Annotated in this window: 21 protein-coding genes; 19 read left to right on the top strand and 2 right to left on the bottom strand. The window is 38.1% G+C overall.

Going from position 1 to position 13,887, the window contains the following annotated elements; genetic code table 11:
* Nucleotides 1-38: 38 nt before the first annotated feature.
* The 17 genes from COL05_RS17575 to COL05_RS17495 all read left to right on the top strand — a co-directional run bounded on the left by COL05_RS17575 (nucleotide 39) and on the right by COL05_RS17495 (nucleotide 11,125).
* Complete coding sequence (locus tag COL05_RS17575) at nucleotides 39-689, top strand: adenylate kinase (protein ID WP_098669539.1); 651 nt, start codon at nucleotides 39-41, stop codon at nucleotides 687-689.
* Entirely contained in the window at nucleotides 689-1,435 is a 747-nt protein-coding gene (gene map / locus COL05_RS17570; RefSeq protein WP_000582539.1) for a type I methionyl aminopeptidase, read from the top strand. Before COL05_RS17575 ends, map begins: the two co-directional genes overlap by 1 nt.
* 68 nt (nucleotides 1,436-1,503) lie before the next feature.
* The gene (infA, locus tag COL05_RS17565; protein WP_001029884.1) at nucleotides 1,504-1,722 is read left to right on the top strand and encodes a translation initiation factor IF-1; all 219 of its coding nucleotides are present in this window, start codon (nucleotides 1,504-1,506) and stop codon (nucleotides 1,720-1,722) included.
* 35 nt (nucleotides 1,723-1,757) lie between these two features.
* Nucleotides 1,758-1,871 (top strand): 50S ribosomal protein L36, encoded by a 114-nt coding sequence (gene rpmJ, locus COL05_RS17560; protein WP_000868344.1) that lies wholly within the window; start codon nucleotides 1,758-1,760, stop codon nucleotides 1,869-1,871.
* 21 nt (nucleotides 1,872-1,892) lie between these two features.
* The gene (rpsM, locus tag COL05_RS17555; protein ID WP_000090788.1) at nucleotides 1,893-2,258 is read left to right on the top strand and encodes a 30S ribosomal protein S13; all 366 of its coding nucleotides are present in this window, start codon (nucleotides 1,893-1,895) and stop codon (nucleotides 2,256-2,258) included.
* A 24-nt stretch (nucleotides 2,259-2,282) separates the two neighbouring features.
* Nucleotides 2,283-2,672: a 30S ribosomal protein S11 gene (rpsK, locus tag COL05_RS17550; protein WP_000101798.1), complete on the top strand. Its 390-nt coding sequence runs from the start codon at nucleotides 2,283-2,285 to the stop codon at nucleotides 2,670-2,672.
* A gap of 180 nt (nucleotides 2,673-2,852) precedes the next feature.
* On the top strand, nucleotides 2,853-3,797 hold the full coding sequence (locus COL05_RS17545; protein ID WP_000569643.1) for a DNA-directed RNA polymerase subunit alpha: 945 nt from the start codon (nucleotides 2,853-2,855) through the stop codon (nucleotides 3,795-3,797).
* A gap of 35 nt (nucleotides 3,798-3,832) precedes the next feature.
* Complete coding sequence (gene rplQ / locus COL05_RS17540; protein ID WP_000331490.1) at nucleotides 3,833-4,195, top strand: 50S ribosomal protein L17; 363 nt, start codon at nucleotides 3,833-3,835, stop codon at nucleotides 4,193-4,195.
* Nucleotides 4,196-4,298: 103 nt separating this feature from the next.
* The gene (locus tag COL05_RS17535; protein WP_098669538.1) at nucleotides 4,299-5,141 is read left to right on the top strand and encodes an energy-coupling factor ABC transporter ATP-binding protein; all 843 of its coding nucleotides are present in this window, start codon (nucleotides 4,299-4,301) and stop codon (nucleotides 5,139-5,141) included.
* Nucleotides 5,117-5,998 carry an energy-coupling factor ABC transporter ATP-binding protein gene (locus COL05_RS17530; protein WP_098669537.1) on the top strand — a complete coding sequence of 294 codons (882 nt, stop codon included), beginning with the start codon at nucleotides 5,117-5,119 and terminating at the stop codon, nucleotides 5,996-5,998. The genes COL05_RS17535 and COL05_RS17530 overlap by 25 nt, the downstream gene beginning before the upstream one ends.
* Nucleotides 5,986-6,780 (top strand): energy-coupling factor transporter transmembrane component T family protein, encoded by a 795-nt coding sequence (locus COL05_RS17525; RefSeq protein ID WP_098669536.1) that lies wholly within the window; start codon nucleotides 5,986-5,988, stop codon nucleotides 6,778-6,780. The genes COL05_RS17530 and COL05_RS17525 overlap by 13 nt, the downstream gene beginning before the upstream one ends.
* Nucleotides 6,781-6,794: 14 nt before the next feature.
* Nucleotides 6,795-7,538 carry a tRNA pseudouridine(38-40) synthase TruA gene (gene truA / locus COL05_RS17520; RefSeq protein ID WP_098669550.1) on the top strand — a complete coding sequence of 248 codons (744 nt, stop codon included), beginning with the start codon at nucleotides 6,795-6,797 and terminating at the stop codon, nucleotides 7,536-7,538.
* A 152-nt stretch (nucleotides 7,539-7,690) separates the two neighbouring features.
* Entirely contained in the window at nucleotides 7,691-8,128 is a 438-nt protein-coding gene (gene rplM, locus COL05_RS17515; protein ID WP_001260793.1) for a 50S ribosomal protein L13, read from the top strand.
* A gap of 21 nt (nucleotides 8,129-8,149) precedes the next feature.
* Nucleotides 8,150-8,542, top strand: a complete 393-nt coding sequence (gene rpsI / locus COL05_RS17510; RefSeq protein ID WP_000079986.1) for a 30S ribosomal protein S9 — start codon at nucleotides 8,150-8,152, stop codon at nucleotides 8,540-8,542.
* Nucleotides 8,543-8,704: 162 nt separating this feature from the next.
* Complete coding sequence (locus tag COL05_RS17505; RefSeq protein ID WP_098669535.1) at nucleotides 8,705-9,133, top strand: DUF2521 family protein; 429 nt, start codon at nucleotides 8,705-8,707, stop codon at nucleotides 9,131-9,133.
* A 66-nt stretch (nucleotides 9,134-9,199) separates the two neighbouring features.
* Nucleotides 9,200-9,913, top strand: coding sequence for an N-acetylmuramoyl-L-alanine amidase CwlD (gene cwlD / locus COL05_RS17500; protein WP_098669534.1), 714 nt, complete (start codon nucleotides 9,200-9,202; stop codon nucleotides 9,911-9,913).
* A 144-nt stretch (nucleotides 9,914-10,057) separates the two neighbouring features.
* Nucleotides 10,058-11,125: an Mrp/NBP35 family ATP-binding protein gene (locus COL05_RS17495; protein ID WP_098669533.1), complete on the top strand. Its 1,068-nt coding sequence runs from the start codon at nucleotides 10,058-10,060 to the stop codon at nucleotides 11,123-11,125.
* 56 nt (nucleotides 11,126-11,181) lie between these two features.
* On the opposite strand, the gene gerD is transcribed toward COL05_RS17495, so the two are convergent.
* Nucleotides 11,182-11,799, bottom strand: a complete 618-nt coding sequence (gene gerD / locus COL05_RS17490) for a spore germination protein GerD (protein ID WP_098669532.1) — start codon at nucleotides 11,797-11,799, stop codon at nucleotides 11,182-11,184.
* A 139-nt stretch (nucleotides 11,800-11,938) separates the two neighbouring features.
* Here gerD and kbaA point away from each other — a divergent pair, with 139 nt between their 5' ends.
* Nucleotides 11,939-12,550, top strand: a complete 612-nt coding sequence (gene kbaA / locus COL05_RS17485; protein WP_098669531.1) for a KinB signaling pathway activation protein KbaA — start codon at nucleotides 11,939-11,941, stop codon at nucleotides 12,548-12,550.
* A 90-nt stretch (nucleotides 12,551-12,640) separates the two neighbouring features.
* Here kbaA and pdaB read toward each other — a convergent pair whose 3' ends face one another.
* Complete coding sequence (gene pdaB / locus COL05_RS17480; protein WP_098346203.1) at nucleotides 12,641-13,405, bottom strand: polysaccharide deacetylase family sporulation protein PdaB; 765 nt, start codon at nucleotides 13,403-13,405, stop codon at nucleotides 12,641-12,643.
* 158 nt (nucleotides 13,406-13,563) lie between these two features.
* Here pdaB and COL05_RS17475 point away from each other — a divergent pair, with 158 nt between their 5' ends.
* Complete coding sequence (locus COL05_RS17475; protein ID WP_000900296.1) at nucleotides 13,564-13,782, top strand: hypothetical protein; 219 nt, start codon at nucleotides 13,564-13,566, stop codon at nucleotides 13,780-13,782.
* Nucleotides 13,783-13,887: the final 105 nt, after the last annotated feature.

Raw genomic sequence — 13,887 nt, 5'->3', positions numbered from 1 at the left:
CTTCCCTACATGCTCATGTACTCTGAGGGGGAACAAGGATGAACTTAATTTTAATGGGGCTTCCTGGTGCTGGTAAAGGTACACAAGCCGAACAGATTGTTGCCAAGTATAACATCCCTCACATCTCAACAGGAGATATGTTCCGTGCAGCTATGAAGGCTGAAACTGAAATGGGTTTACAAGCAAAATCTTTTATTGATAAAGGTGCACTTGTTCCAGATGAAGTTACAATCGGAATTGTTCGTGAACGTTTAAGTCAAGAAGACTGCGTAAAAGGCTTCTTACTAGATGGTTTCCCACGAACTGTTGCACAAGCATCAGCTCTTGAAGAGATTATGAAAGATCTTGGCAAAAAAATCGACTATGTTTTAAACATTAATGTGGATTCAGGGTTGTTATTAAAACGTCTTACAGGCCGTCGCATTTGTAAAGAGTGCGGTGCGACTTACCACTTAGAATTCAATGCGCCAGCAAAAGTTGACGTGTGTGATAAATGTGGTGGCGAATTATATCAACGCTCTGATGACAATGAAGAAACTGTAGCAAATCGCTTAGATGTAAATATTAAGCAAACAAAACCTTTGCTTGATTTCTACGAGGAGCTTGGTTACTTACAAAGCATTAATGGTGAGCAAGATATCAATAAAGTATTTGCTGATATCGATGTTCTCATCGGAGGCTTAGCGTAATGATAATCTGCAAAACTCCTCGCGAGATAGAAATCATGCGAGAAGCTGGCAGGATCGTTGCTTTAACTCATCAGGAGTTAAAACAGCACATTACTCCAGGAATTACAACGAAAGAGCTCGATCAAATAGCGGAAAAGACGATTCAAAAATATGGTGCTACGCCATCTTTTAAAGGATACAACGGATTTCCGGGGAGCATATGTGCTTCTGTAAATGAAGAGCTTGTACACGGAATTCCAGGGAAGCGCAAGCTCAAAGAGGGCGATATCATCAGTATCGATATTGGTGCGAAATACAATGGGTACCATGGAGATTCTGCATGGACGTATCCAGTTGGAAACATTTCTGAATCTGTTCAAAAGCTACTTGATGTCACAGAAAAATCGTTGTATCTTGGTCTAGAACAAGTAAAACCAGGCGAGAGATTATCAAATATCTCACATGCGGTTCAAACCCATGCTGAAGAGAATGGATTCTCGATCGTTAGGGAGTATGTTGGTCACGGAATCGGGCAAGACTTACATGAGGACCCTCAAATCCCGCACTATGGTCCACCAAATAGAGGCCCTAGATTAAAGCCGGGAATGGTCATCTGTGTTGAGCCGATGGTGAATCAAGGAAGACGATATGTAAAAACACTATCTGATGACTGGACAGTGGTAACGGTAGATGGTAAATGGTGTGCCCATTTTGAGCACACGATTGCTCTTACAGAAGCAGGATACGAAATCCTTACCACTTTATAAGTAGCTGGCTCTCCGGGATTTCAGAGCAGTGTAAAATGTTACTGATTTGAAGAAGGGAGAACTATTGAATGGCTAAAGATGATGTAATTGAAGTCGAAGGTACCGTTCTTGAAACGTTGCCAAATGCTATGTTCAAAGTAGAATTAGAGAATGGGCATGTCGTATTGGCTCACGTTTCTGGTAAAATCCGTATGAACTTCATTCGTATTTTACCAGGAGACAAAGTTACGGTAGAATTATCTCCGTACGATTTAAATCGTGGTCGTATTACGTACCGTTTTAAATAATATAGCACTCCGTAATCTTTAAGGAGGTTCGAGACATGAAAGTAAGACCGTCAGTTAAACCAATCTGCGAAAAATGTAAAGTTATTCGTAGACGTGGAAAAGTAATGGTTATTTGTGAAAACCCTAAACATAAACAAAAACAAGGTTAATCAGAAGGAGGTGCATTCGTAATGGCACGTATCGCAGGTGTAGATATTCCTCGAGACAAACGCGTTGTTATTTCTTTAACTTACGTATTCGGCATTGGTCGCACAACTGCTGAAAAAATTCTTGCTGAAGCAGGTATTTCTGAAGAAACACGAGTTCGTGATTTAACGGAAGACGAATTAGGACGTATCCGTGATATCATCGATCGTATTAAAGTTGAGGGAGACCTTCGTCGTGAAGTATCTCTTAACATTAAACGTCTAATGGAGATCGGTTCTTACCGTGGTCTTCGTCACCGTCGTGGTTTACCAGTTCGTGGTCAAAACTCTAAAAACAATGCTCGTACACGTAAAGGTCCACGTCGTACAGTAGCAAATAAAAAGAAATAATAAGTAAAGGAGGTTGAACTAACAATGGCACGTAAAACAAACACTCGTAAAAAACGTGTGAAAAAGAATATTGAAGCTGGTATAGCTCATATTCGTTCTACTTTCAACAACACAATCGTAACTCTTACAGATACTCACGGTAACGCACTTTCTTGGTCTAGTGCTGGTGCACTTGGTTTCCGTGGATCTCGTAAATCTACTCCATTCGCTGCGCAAATGGCTGCTGAAACTGCTGCTAAAGCTGCAATGGAGCACGGTTTAAAAACTTTAGAGGTTACTGTTAAAGGTCCTGGTGCTGGTCGTGAAGCTGCAATTCGTGCTCTTCAAGCTGCAGGTCTAGAAGTAACAGCAATTAGAGATGTTACTCCAGTTCCTCATAATGGATGTCGTCCACCAAAACGTCGTCGTGTGTAATTTTTCTGTATAGAATTTTCCCTTTTGTCTATAATGGATATGATGCATTATCGAGAAATTTCGTACAGAAACATCGCTTGTTGTGCACAATCGGGAACTGCCTAAGGGGGACTTTCGGTTAGACAGGGGTTATACCTTTGTTTAACCGGGGTTTCGACGTTTTGAAGGAGGGTTTAGTTAATGATTGAAATCGAAAAGCCGAAAATCGAAACGGTTGAACTTAACGAAGATGCTAAATATGGTAAATTCGTAATTGAACCGCTTGAGCGTGGATATGGTACTACTTTGGGTAACTCCTTACGTCGTATTCTTTTATCCTCACTCCCTGGTGCCGCTGTTACTGCTATCCAAATCGATGGCGTATTACATGAATTTTCAACAGTTGAGGGCGTAGTAGAAGACGTTACGACGATCATCTTAAACTTGAAAAAGTTAGCTCTTAAAATCTACTCTGAAGAAGAGAAGACGTTGGAAATTGATGTGCAGGGCGAAGGTATTGTCACAGCTGCTGATATTACTCACGATAGTGATGTAGAAATCTTAAATCCAGATTTACACATTGCAACGTTAGCAAAAGATGCGCATTTCCGCGTGCGTTTAACTGCAAAGCGTGGCCGTGGGTATACGCCAGCTGATGCAAATAAAAGCGAAGATCAACCAATAGGAGTAATTCCTATTGATTCTATTTATACTCCAGTATCACGTGTGACTTACCAAGTGGAAAAGACACGTGTCGGACAAGTGGCTAATTATGATAAGCTTACGCTTGATGTATGGACGGATGGAAGCATCGGGCCAAAAGAAGCTATCTCTTTAGGTGCCAAAATCTTAACTGAGCATTTAAATATCTTTGTTGGTTTAACTGATGAAGCACAAAATGCTGAGATTATGGTCGAGAAGGAAGAAGATCAAAAAGAGAAAGTTCTTGAGATGACTATCGAAGAACTAGACCTTTCTGTTCGTTCTTATAATTGCCTAAAACGTGCAGGAATTAATACTGTACAAGAGCTTGCGAACAAAACAGAAGAAGATATGATGAAAGTTCGTAACTTAGGACGTAAATCCTTAGAAGAAGTTAAACATAAACTTGAGGAATTAGGTTTAGGTTTACGTAAAGACGACTGAGGATTTAAACCCATCAACAAAGGAGGGAACTACGAATGGCATACAGAAAATTAGGCCGTACAAGTGCGCAACGTAAAGCTATGTTACGTGACTTAGCTACTGATTTAATTATCAACGAGCGCATCCAAACGACAGAAACTCGTGCAAAAGAACTTCGTTCTGTAGTGGAAAAAATGATCACTTTAGGTAAACGCGGAGATCTTCATGCTCGTCGTCAAGCAGCAGCTTTCATTCGCAATGAAGTAGCTAACGCTGAGACTGGTCAAGATGCACTTCAAAAATTATTCGCTGATGTAGCTCCACGCTATGCTGAGCGCCAAGGCGGATACACTCGTATTGCAAAAATTGGTCCACGTCGCGGAGACGCAGCACCAATGGTAATTATCGAGTTAGTATAATGATAATTAAAAGGGCAGGACAGTTCTTTTCAAGAAACTGGTCATGGCCCTTTTTTTTAAATATAAAAATAGGCTTACTTGACGAAGGAAAGGGTGCCTTGTATTGAAAAAAGAGAAACTTCGGACAGAAAATATATCATTTCAATATCCTGGGGCAGCCACTTATGCGTTAAAAGATGTTTCATTTTCCTTATATGAAGGAGAATGGGTATCTGTTATTGGACAAAACGGTTCAGGGAAGTCTACACTTGCAAAATTATTGAATGGTTTGTTTTTGCCAGAAGCAGGAACTATTACAGTAAATGATACAATGGTTTTATCAGAGGAAACGGTATGGGATGTTCGAAAACAAATTGGGATGGTATTTCAAAATCCAGATAATCAATTTGTTGGAACGATAGTGCAAGATGACGTTGTCTTTGGCTTAGAGAATATCGGAATGCCAAGAGAGCAAATGGTAGAAAGATTAGATCAGGCCTTGCGACTCGTCCGTATGGAAGAGTTTCTTAATGATGAGCCTCATTCGTTATCTGGTGGGCAAAAGCAGCGAGTGGCAATAGCAGGCGTTTTGGCACTTCAGCCATCTATTTTAATATTAGATGAAGCAACGTCAATGCTAGACCCCCAAGGGAGACGTGAAGTAGTAGAAACGGTTAGACAACTCGTTAATCAAAAAGGTATTACTGTTTTATCAATTACGCACGATTTAGAAGAAGCGGCACAATCAGACCGTGTCATTATTTTAAATAAGGGAGAGATATTAGAGGAAGGAACTCCAGAACAAATTTTCAAGTCCTCTCATATGCTCCAAGAAATTGGATTAGATGTACCATTCTCAGTGAAAATAGCAGAATTATTAAAAAGAAATGAAATTCTCTTGCAAAATACGCATCTTACAATGGAAAGCTTGGTGAACGAACTTTGGAGATTACATTCCAAAAAGTAGAACATCGTTATCAATATAAAACTCCATTTGAAAGACGCGCACTTTATGATGTAGACGTGTCGTTTCCAAGTGGGGGCTATTATGCCATTATCGGTCATACTGGTTCAGGTAAGTCGACGATGATTCAACATTTAAATGGTTTATTGCAGCCGACAAATGGCACAGTTCAAATTGGTGAACATTTCATTTCGGCAGGAAAGAAAGAAAAAAAGCTAAAGCCACTACGTAAAAAGGTAGGGGTTGTCTTTCAGTTCCCAGAACATCAGTTGTTTGAAGAGACTGTAGAGAAAGATATTTGTTTCGGTCCTACTAATTTCGGAGTATCTGTAGAAGAAGCGAAGCAAAAGGCAAGAGAGGCAATTGAACTTGTAGGGTTAGAACCAGAACTGTTAGCACGTTCACCATTTGAGTTAAGTGGTGGACAAATGAGGCGTGTTGCTATAGCAGGCGTATTAGCTATGGAACCCGAAGTGCTTGTATTAGATGAACCTACAGCAGGACTAGATCCAAAAGGGCAGAATGAACTTATGGAAATGTTTTATAAGCTACATAAGGAGAAAGGTCTTACAGTTATCCTTGTAACGCATAATATGGAGGATGCTGCTAAATATGCCGAACAGATTGTAGTCATGCATAAAGGAACGGTCTTTTTGCAAGGAAGTGCAGAGGAAGTATTTTCACATGCTGATGAATTAGAGAAAATTGGCGTGGATCTTCCTATGTCTTTAAAGTATAAACGTGCAATTGAAGAGAAGTTTGGCATTTCAATCCCAAAGGCTACCTTATCTTTAGAGGATCTTACTCATGAAGTTGTGCAGGTGTTACGAAAAGGTGGTCATGAATCATGCAGCAGTTGATTATTGGAAGGTATATTCCAGGGAATTCTCTTATTCATCAACTTGATCCACGTACGAAGCTGCTGATTGTCTTTTTATATGTATTTGTTGTTTTCTTAGCAAATAATGCGATTTCATATGGATTTTTATTTTTATATGCACTCATTGCTTTATTTTTTGCAAAAGTGCCGATTCGTTATGTACTTTCGGGCTTAAAACCAATTCTATGGATTTTTCTTTTTACATTTTTCCTGCATATTTTTACAAATAAAGAAGGGGAAGTACTATTCCAGCTTGGTTGGTTTTCGATACATGAAAAAGGATTAGAGCAAGGGATATACATTTCTATACGATTCTTCGTTATTATTTTAATGACGACATTATTAACGTTAACGACGACACCTATTGAGATTACAGATGGTTTGGAGACGTTATTAAAGCCTTTGAAGCGTATAAAAGTTCCTGTTCATGAAATCGCATTAATGATGTCAATTTCTCTTCGTTTTATCCCGACATTGATGGATGAAACGAGTAAAATAATGAAGGCACAAGCGTCACGTGGTATTGATTTTGCTGGGGGACCGATAAAAGATAGGATGAAAGCTATTATCTCACTACTCGTCCCTCTATTTATCAGTGCTTTTAAGCGCGCAGAGGACTTAGCAATTGCTATGGAAGCTCGTGGGTATCAAAGTGGCGAAGGACGTACTAAATTTAGGCAACTACGCTGGAAAACAAGTGATACAGTAACGATAATAAGCTTACTTTGTTTAGCTTGTATTTTGGCATGGGTGCGATCGTAATGGAGAATAGAGAAATGGATAGAATAAAATGTACGGTTGCATATGATGGCATGCATTTTTGTGGTTATCAAATTCAGCCGCAACATCGTACTGTTCAACAAGAAATAGAGAAAGCTTTACAGAAATTGCATAAAGGAGAACTTGTTCGTGTGCAAGCATCTGGCAGAACGGATTCTACTGTTCATGCTAAAGGACAAGTGATACACTTTGATACACCGTTGTCTCTTGAAGAGTGGCAATGGAGTAATGCATTAAACACAATGCTACCAGATGATATTGTTATTAGACAGGTAGAGAAAAAAACAGAAGAATTTCATGCGCGTTACGGTGTCGAGAGAAAAGAATATCGTTATCGTGTATTATTATCAAAGACTGCGGATGTATTCCGTAGAAATTACGTATATCAATATCCATATCCGCTTGAAATAAACGCTATAAGAAAAGCGATCCCTTATTTTATTGGAACGCATGATTTCACTTCTTTTTGTTCGGCAAAAACTGACAAAAAAGATAAAGTGAGAACAATTTATGAAATTGAGCTAATTGAGCAAGACGATGAATTAATTTTTCGTTTTGTAGGTAATGGATTTTTATATAATATGGTCAGAATTATTGTTGGTACGTTACTGAGCGTAGGGCAAGGAAAGCTTGATCCAGACAGCATTCCAGAGATTCTAGCGAAACAAAATCGTCAGTTTGCTGGAAAGATGGCTCCTGGTCATGGCCTTTACTTATGGCAGGTAAACTATAACAACTAATCCTGGTGTAACATTTGCTTGACATTAGAAACTCAAAAGTATATCATAACATATGGTATTGTTTCTAAAACCACGATTAGCCCCGGAAGGAAATCGTGTTTAAGATAAACAATAGATTTTTTCTATGGAAAAGATAACGAGGAGGGAAACACATGCGTACGACTTTTATGGCAAAAGCTAACGAAGTTGAGCGTAAATGGTATGTGGTTGATGCTGAAGGTCAAACTTTAGGTCGCCTTGCTAGTGAAGTAGCATCCATTTTACGTGGTAAAAACAAACCTACATTTACACCACACGTTGACACGGGTGATCATGTAATTATTATTAACGCTGAGAAAATTCATTTAACAGGTAATAAATTAAACGATAAAATTTACTACCGTCACACTAACCACCCAGGTGGACTTAAACAAAGAACAGCTCTTGAAATGCGTACAAACTACCCTGTACAAATGTTAGAGCTTGCAATTAAAGGCATGCTTCCAAAAGGACGCTTAGGCCGTCAAGTTTCTAAGAAACTAAACGTGTATGCTGGAGCAGAGCATCCACACCAAGCACAAAAACCAGAAGTTTACGAACTTCGCGGATAATCAATTAAAGGAGGGCTTACTTTGGCACAGGTTCAATACTATGGCACTGGACGTCGTAAGAGTTCAGTAGCGCGCGTACGCCTAGTTCCAGGCGAAGGACGCGTTATCATTAACGGTCGTGATTTTGAAAACTATATCCCATTTGCTGCATTACGTGAAGTAGTGAAACAACCTCTAGTTGCAACAGAAACTTTAGGTAACTACGATGTACTTGTAAACGTAAATGGTGGTGGATACACTGGTCAAGCTGGTGCTATTCGTCACGGTATTTCTCGCGCTTTATTAAAAGCTGATCCAGAATACCGTCTAACACTAAAACGTGCAGGTCTATTAACTCGTGACGCACGTATGAAAGAGCGTAAAAAATACGGTCTTAAAGGCGCACGTCGTGCACCTCAGTTCTCAAAACGTTAATTTTTGCGAACTAAAAACCCCAACCATTTTGGTTGGGGTTTTTTTATGTTTCATTCCTCTTTTGGAATTTTTGTAGTTTGGAATATTTTAGTGCTATCCTCTCGTGTATGCTTCTTCTTTAGAAGTTTAGACTAATATGTATTAGGGAGGTTTATAAGTACTATGAATGTCATTGTCAGCTTACAAGAAAAACAAAAAGAAAAGCAGTTGAAATATGAACGGAAGATGCTGCGGGAATTATCATTAAAAACATTACGTTCAAATATTAGAGATGCCTTTCAGATGCAGGAACTTCATCGACAGTATGAAGATTACTGTATTGAACTAGGGATAGAATCGTATTTATTAGGAGCGAGATATAGTAAGTTTGGTTATTACGGTGAATCATTTTTTGATGTGAAATATAGAGCCTTAGAAGAAGAGCAACAATTAACGGAAACACTATTTCAATTTTTGGCTAGCATGACTATGCGGGAAATTAAGTTAGAAGATGAGGAATTGCTTTTTCAATCTTGCCAGCAGTTTATCGGTTTATGGTGGCAGGAAGGATATGAAAAAGGTGAAAGAAGATATCGATTAAAGCTTCATTAAGACAAGCATAAACTTTCCTCTTGTCCCATATAAGTAATTAGAGGGACTAGCTGGAGGAGGAAAGGTATGAAGAGAATTCGAATTATCTCTTTTGCACTCGCTGCGGTTATTTTGTTTTTTTTAGTTAAACAAGAGTTTCAAATTACAAAATCGTGGCGAGCTTGGAATTTACCCTTATCAGGGAAAGTAATTGTATTAGATGCTGGGCATGGTGGACCAGACGGAGGGGCTGTTGGTGGAAAGGATATTGTAGAGAAGGATATTACGCTTGAGATTACAAAGAAGGTACAAGATTATTTACAAGAGCAAGGTGCGCTAGTTATTTTAACGCGTGATGGAGATTATGATTTAGCTCAGAAAGATACAAAATCATATAGTAGACGTAAAGCAGAGGATTTAAAAAAGCGTGTAGAGATTATTAATAAACCTGATGTAGACTTTTTTGCGAGTATTCATTTAAACGCTTTAACTAGTAGTGGATCGAAAGGCGCACAAACGTTCTATTACCGTTCTTCGATTGAAAATGAACGTGCTGCGAAATTTATACAAGCGGAATTGAGAACGAGTTTAGAGAATACGAATCGTTCTGCTAAAACAATTTCTCATGTGTATTTATTGAAGTATGCGAAAACACCAGGCGCTTTAATTGAAGCTGGCTTTTTATCGAATGTAAATGAAAGGTATATGTTAAATTCGGAGAAATATCAGCAAAAGGTAGCGGCTGCAGTATATCGTGGTATATTACGTTATTTCACGGAAAAAGGAAATCCTCCAGAATAAGGAGGATTTTTTTGCGTTTCTCTCGTTAACGAAGTTTTCCGAAAATATGTTATACTGGAAATGTAAACGCATTTATTTCGAAAATAAAGAGAGATACATTAAATTAACATTACGTTATTTTTCATACAGGGGGCTGGGCTAATTATGGTAACGAAAGAGCAAGTAGTGGAAGCGTTAGAAGGGATTGTAGATCCATTTTTACATAAAACGTTAAAAGAAACAGGGGCAATTAAAGAGGTAACGGTTAAGCCTGAAAAGGAACATGTAAGTGTTAAAATTGCAATCGTAAAAACCGGTACAGCGGAACAAATGCAATTGCAATCTGGAATTGTAAAGTTAGTAAAAGAACTAGGAGCAGCAACAGTAGGGCTTCGCTTTGCAGAATTTACAGAAGCGGAATTAGCTCAGTTTGCACCAGAACAGGAAGAGGAGCAAACTGAATCTTTATTGTCACCAAATTCAAAAACGACATTTTTAGCAGTGGCGAGTGGGAAAGGTGGAGTTGGGAAATCGACAGTTTCTGTTAACCTTGCTATTGCTTTAGCTCGTCTAGGGAAAAAGGTTGGTATCATTGATGCGGATATTTATGGTTTTAGCGTACCGGATATGATGGGGATAGAAAAACGTCCTGTTGTAAGAGGAGATAGAATCATTCCAGTGGAACGTCTGGGTGTAAAGGTAATCTCAATGGGGTTCTTTGTAGAAGATAATGCACCAGTTATTTGGAGAGGGCCTATGCTTGGGAAAATGTTAAATCATTTCTTCACAGAAGTAGAGTGGGGAGATTTAGACTATTTAGTTTTAGATTTACCACCGGGTACAGGTGATGTTGCACTAGATTTACATTCGATGTTGCCGGCTTGTAAAGAAATTATTGTCACAACGCCGCATCCGACAGCGGCATTTGTAGCAGCGCGTGCTGGAGCTATGGCTTTACGCACAGAACATAGTATTCTTGGCGTTGTTGAAAATATGGCGTATTTTGAAAGTAAAACAACTGGTGAAAAAGAATATGTGTTTGGAAGAGGTGGAGGAGATAAATTAGCTGCAGAACTTCAAACGGAAGTACTTGGCCGAATCCCACTTCAACAACCTGATTGGAATAAAGAAGACTTTGCACCGTCGGTATATGAAGATACACATACGACAGGTCTTATTTATCGCACGATAGCTGAGACAGTGATTGATAAAACAGCTGTTGCGCAAAAATAAAATAATAATGAGTGGATGATACGCATATTGTCCACTCATTATTATCGTTATTATTTTTATTGCTGTTCTTTTTTATCGCCTTGAGAACCACCTTCACCGCCTGCTTCTTTTTTATCAGAGCCACTTTTTTCAGCCTTTTGTACACCTTTACTAATAATATCAATCATCTTAGCTTGGAAGAGTGGGCTTTCGGCAGTTTCTGTTAGTACTTGTTGTAAATATTGGCGGTATTCTTTGCTCTTCATCGTTTGTAGCATCATTTTTTCTACTTCAGGGTTTTTCATAATTTCTATAACGCCTGCTTGGTATTCAGGGTCTTTTAGTAAAGTTTTCATTAAGGCTGTTTGTTCTTTTCCCATACTTTTAGCGAATTTCGATGAGAACTCAGGGTCTTTAAAGAGCTTTTCCCAGAATTGTTGCCCTTTGTCGGATACCATTGCATCTTCAATCGTTTTCTTTACTACTGTTTCATCTAGTATGAGTGCTTGTTTCATTTTTTCATCAGTTAACACATCTTGAATGGCTTTCTTACCTTGATCAGTTTTTAAAATATCAACAATCATTTTCTTTGTTTGATCATAATCAAGTTCGGACTTTGCTTCTTTTTCTTGTGCACATGCTACAAGTACAAAGAATAAAAAAGAAGAAGTCAAAACGAGCAGCATCCGTTTCATAAGTTGGAACTCCTTTCAACACAGTTCTCTCTTTTTAATATAAATATCTTTAAGGAATTTATACATGAACATGGCTAGCTTTTTGAAATTGTCATTGATACAATTTGATTAGAAATATAAGGATAATGGGGGATGTGTTGTGAATAGCCGCAAGTGGGTACGACTATTTTTTAAGACGTTGTTTCTTGGTGGGATTAGTACGGTCATTATTGGGTTTGTTTTGGAGTGGGACAAGTACGCTAAATTTTTTCAAAATTTCGACGTTAAGGAGATTTTAGCGGTTTCCTTTTGGTTGATGGGCGTAGGGTTTATTTTTAGTGTTATAAGTCAAATGGGGTTCTTTGCCTATTTAACAATCCATCGTTTTGGATTAGGGATGTTCAGGTCACCTTCTTTATGGAATATAGTCCAGCTCTTCTTCATTGCATTCGTTTTATTTGATTTCGTGTATTTAAGATCTGTGTTGATTGCAAATGGGGAAGTTTCATTAGGAAATAACATACTTGTTGCTGGTGTGTTATTTGTGTTTGGTGCCATTGTTGCTTATATAAAAAGTAAAGAAACGAACAAAAAGGCATTCGTGCCCGCTTTGTTCTTTATGGTTGTTGTAACAATTCTTGAGTGGGTACCAGCTCTTCGAATTAATGATACAGATTGGTTATATTTAATGGTGATACCACTTTTATTATGTAATGCATATCAGTTACTTATATTACATCGTTTAATTGGAAAGACGAGTAAGTCGGCCTAATTAAGAGAGCTTTTACGTAGAGTAGTTGTACAAATGTAAAAAGCTCTATTACCTGAATGAAAGGTAGTAGAGCTTTTTATGTTTGAAGAATTATTGCACATCTTCACTTTTCGTACTTGTGTTGGAAATAAGTTGTGATACGGATATTTGCTCATACCCGTCACTCTTTAATTTTTGCAGAAGCAGTGGTAAAGCTTTATTTGTTTGGAGGGCAGAATCGGATGCGTGTAATAAGACGATATCTCCACCTTTTAAATTATTAGAGACCGTGGAAACGATATTGTTTACACCAGGGTTTTTCCAGTCGTTTGAGTTATTACTCCAATGAACGACGGTGTATCCGAGCGATTCTGCTATTTTAAGTGTTGCTTTGTTAAAATCTCCACTAGGTGGACGCAATAGTTTGATTTGTTTCACACCGAGTTTTGTAAACACATCTTGTGCTCGTAAAAGATCTCTTCGTATTTCGTTTGTCTCTAGAGAAGTGTAGGACGTGTAATTATAACCCATACTACCGATTTCATGTCCATCTTTTATGATACGCTCGACAACATCAGGATGTCTTTCTGCCCATGCAGCAGAAAGGAAGAAAGTTGCATTCTTAATATCTCTTTCTTTAAGTGTATCAAGGATTGGAATTGCTTTTTTGTCTCCCCAACTAATATCAAACGTAAATGCAACTTGTTTTTTAGAGGTATCGCCTTTGTAAATGACTTTAGGCCCTGTAGCGGTTGAAAAAGCAGACTCGTGTGAATATGTTTTCAAAAAGAGTAGCCATGCTGTAAATAAGGAAAGTATCACTATTAAGCTAATGTGTTTAAAGTTTCTTTTACTCGTAATAAAAAAGAAAAACATAATATTACGCCCCTTTGTCCAATCCTTTTCAGTTACATATATGCTGTAAATATAAAAAAGAGAACAAGGGATTAATATCGTAAGTAGTGGATATAATGGATGGTAGGAAAAATGAGCGGAACATTTATTGCTCTTTAAGAAATGATTGAGGTGATGATTTGCTTGGGTTTATGTTAACGAAGGAAGAGAAAAAAGAAATGGAATACATATTGAAGAGAGAGTTAGAAGAACTCTTATTTGATTTTGAAGATGAACGTATTCATGACGTTGTAAAAAAGGCGATGGAAGAAAGGTATAAAATCATTTTTTGTTTGTTTCGAAGAGTCGCTAATGCAGAGGAATGTATTCGTTATGTAAGAAAAAGAACTTTTTATTAAAAAGTGTTGACGTCCATAGATATTATATGATAAATTAATAACCGTCGCTGATGCAGAAACGCAGAAGACGACAAAAAAGAAATTAAAAAACTTAGTTGACATTGA

The organism is Bacillus sp. AFS059628, from assembly GCF_002571225.1.
GTDB lineage: Bacteria > Bacillota > Bacilli > Bacillales > Bacillaceae_G > Bacillus_A.
Note: the sequence above shows the minus strand (reverse complement) of the source record. Positions and strands in the feature narration are given on the sequence as shown.

Bases quoted from the DNA above. Each gene is read 5' to 3' on its own strand.
- COL05_RS17575 (WP_098669539.1), top strand. From the start codon at position 39: ATGAACTTAATTTTAATGGGGCTTCCTGGTGCTGGTAAAGGTACACAA.
- map (WP_000582539.1), top strand. From the start codon at position 689: ATGATAATCTGCAAAACTCCTCGCGAGATAGAAATCATGCGAGAAGCT.
- infA (WP_001029884.1), top strand. From the start codon at position 1,504: ATGGCTAAAGATGATGTAATTGAAGTCGAAGGTACCGTTCTTGAAACG.
- rpmJ (WP_000868344.1), top strand. From the start codon at position 1,758: ATGAAAGTAAGACCGTCAGTTAAACCAATCTGCGAAAAATGTAAAGTT.
- rpsM (WP_000090788.1), top strand. From the start codon at position 1,893: ATGGCACGTATCGCAGGTGTAGATATTCCTCGAGACAAACGCGTTGTT.
- rpsK (WP_000101798.1), top strand. From the start codon at position 2,283: ATGGCACGTAAAACAAACACTCGTAAAAAACGTGTGAAAAAGAATATT.
- COL05_RS17545 (WP_000569643.1), top strand. From the start codon at position 2,853: ATGATTGAAATCGAAAAGCCGAAAATCGAAACGGTTGAACTTAACGAA.
- rplQ (WP_000331490.1), top strand. From the start codon at position 3,833: ATGGCATACAGAAAATTAGGCCGTACAAGTGCGCAACGTAAAGCTATG.
- COL05_RS17525 (WP_098669536.1), top strand. From the start codon at position 5,986: ATGCAGCAGTTGATTATTGGAAGGTATATTCCAGGGAATTCTCTTATT.
- truA (WP_098669550.1), top strand. From the start codon at position 6,795: ATGGATAGAATAAAATGTACGGTTGCATATGATGGCATGCATTTTTGT.
- rplM (WP_001260793.1), top strand. From the start codon at position 7,691: ATGCGTACGACTTTTATGGCAAAAGCTAACGAAGTTGAGCGTAAATGG.
- COL05_RS17505 (WP_098669535.1), top strand. From the start codon at position 8,705: ATGAATGTCATTGTCAGCTTACAAGAAAAACAAAAAGAAAAGCAGTTG.
- cwlD (WP_098669534.1), top strand. From the start codon at position 9,200: ATGAAGAGAATTCGAATTATCTCTTTTGCACTCGCTGCGGTTATTTTG.
- COL05_RS17495 (WP_098669533.1), top strand. From the start codon at position 10,058: ATGGTAACGAAAGAGCAAGTAGTGGAAGCGTTAGAAGGGATTGTAGAT.
- gerD (WP_098669532.1), bottom strand. From the start codon at position 11,799: ATGAAACGGATGCTGCTCGTTTTGACTTCTTCTTTTTTATTCTTTGTA.
- pdaB (WP_098346203.1), bottom strand. From the start codon at position 13,405: ATGTTTTTCTTTTTTATTACGAGTAAAAGAAACTTTAAACACATTAGC.